At 66.5% G+C, this 1,724-nt stretch carries 1 protein-coding gene; it reads right to left on the bottom strand.

Annotation, left to right across the window (positions count from 1 at the left end; genetic code table 11):
• Nucleotides 1-119: 119 nt before the first annotated feature.
• Nucleotides 120-1,601, bottom strand: a complete 1,482-nt coding sequence (locus ACTOWY_RS44740; protein ID WP_441315689.1) for a transposase — start codon at nucleotides 1,599-1,601, stop codon at nucleotides 120-122.
• Nucleotides 1,602-1,724 lie beyond the last annotated feature (123 nt).

Below are 1,724 nucleotides of genomic sequence, written 5' to 3'. Positions count from 1 at the left end.
TGCCCGGGATGTGGTTTGGTATCGGAGGGCTGACGAGGATGGGGAACCGCACACGAGCACTGCTCTTCGCTCTTCAGCTCTTCCCCCTATCCTTTGATTCCTGCCCGTCCGCTGGTGTTTTAACCCGTTTGTGGTGTTGGTCGGGCTGTGGAGGTAGCGGTGGTTCGTGTCTTGTTGCGGGCCTTGGGTTTTGCTGACCTGCGGCGTTTGCGGATGACGGGATGTCGTGGCGCGGGCAGGGAAGTGCGCCCGGATGGCCGGCCGGGGCCGGGTGTGGCGTTTGCGCGGTCCTGTGCTGGTGTGCCGAGTATGCGGTGAAGTGCCCTAAAACCTCGTTTGACCCGTAGCGGTGACAGCGGCCCGGGTTGTTCCCAGGGCAGCCGCGTGTCGGTGACTAGGTCGCGGGCTGCGACGAGCTGGGCGTAGGCGGCGGCGATCAACCAGCTCCAGCGGGTGGCCTGCCCGGGTGTGCGCGGCCGGGGCATGGTCCAGCCCAAGTACTGCTTGAGGAAGCGGTAGAGGTGTTCGATGTCGAAGCGGTGCAGGTAGGCCCGCCAGGCGGTGTCCAGGGTGAAGGAGCCGGGCGGGCCGTGCCAGAACAGCCAGATCGGTTTCTGTCCTGGTTGGGCGGAGTGGATGCGGATCACAGTGCCGCGCAGGGCCTGCCGGAAACGGCCTGTGCCGGGGTGGGGTTCGGGGAGTTTGCGGGAGTGGCGGGGGTGCAGTCCGTGCCAGGCCAGGATCGACAGTTCGTGGGTGCGGCCGCGGTCGGGTCGGGCGGGTGCGATTACGTGCTCGTCGGGTTGCGGCCAGCTGGCCGGGTCGGAGAACTTCATTTTCGCCCCGTGGACCGGTATTCGGCCGCGGGTGCCGGGTGGTCGGGGTGGCGGGTCGGTGAACATGGTCCCGTCACAGCGCAGGCGCCCGAGTAGTTGCACTGGTGTCCCGGACAGTTGCCGGCTGATCCAGGCGATGCTGTAGTCGCCGTCCAGACACACGATCGGCGTTTCCGCGGGTGTGGTGGTGGGGGTGGGCAGGCGGTCGAGCAGGGCGCGGATCTGGGATACCGCCACGGCGTGGTGGTTGTCGGCGGGGGTGATCTGGGCTAGATCGATTGGTAGTGCCCAGGAGGAATGTCCCCAGGTGGTCGCGGCCATCCACTGATACCACCAGCCCGCGGTCACGGGGGGCCGGTCGTCGTGGTGGCGGTTTTTGGCTGCGTCGTAGTTGAAGGTGCGTCCCGGGCTGGTGGCTGCGTCGGGGCGGGGCCAGTGGGATGCGTCCAGGGCGAAGACCGGTGGCAGGCCCGCTTCGGTGAAGTGGGTGATCAGGCCGGTCAAAGTCCTGGCCAGTGCGGTGGTGTCGATGCGGCCGTGCTGGAGTGCGCGGTAGATGCTGCCGTGTCCGCGGCGCAGGGGTGTTTCCAGTGTCAGCCAGGGCAGTGACGGGACTCGGTGCGGGGTGGCCAGCAGGGCGTCGGTGAGCTCGAAGAGTGTGTCCGGCCAGGTGGTGAAGGTGTTGTAGATGGCTTGCCGGAGGTGTTGCAGCGTGTGGAGTTGAGCGTGTCGGTGGTGTTCGGGCAGACTGTGGGGCACGGCCATCGCTTTCGTCTTCGTGCTCTGTGGTAGGAACCCGAAGATGATCAAGTGGTGGTCGTGCCCATGTCAAAATCCGGCCACCCCAGGGTTAAAACACCAGCGTCCGGCGAGGACGCCCTTGATCTT

The organism is Crossiella sp. CA198 (assembly GCF_052078295.1).
Classification (GTDB): domain Bacteria; phylum Actinomycetota; class Actinomycetes; order Mycobacteriales; family Pseudonocardiaceae; genus Crossiella.
The sequence above is the reverse complement of the archived record's forward strand: the minus strand, read 5'-3'. Positions and strand labels throughout refer to the sequence as shown.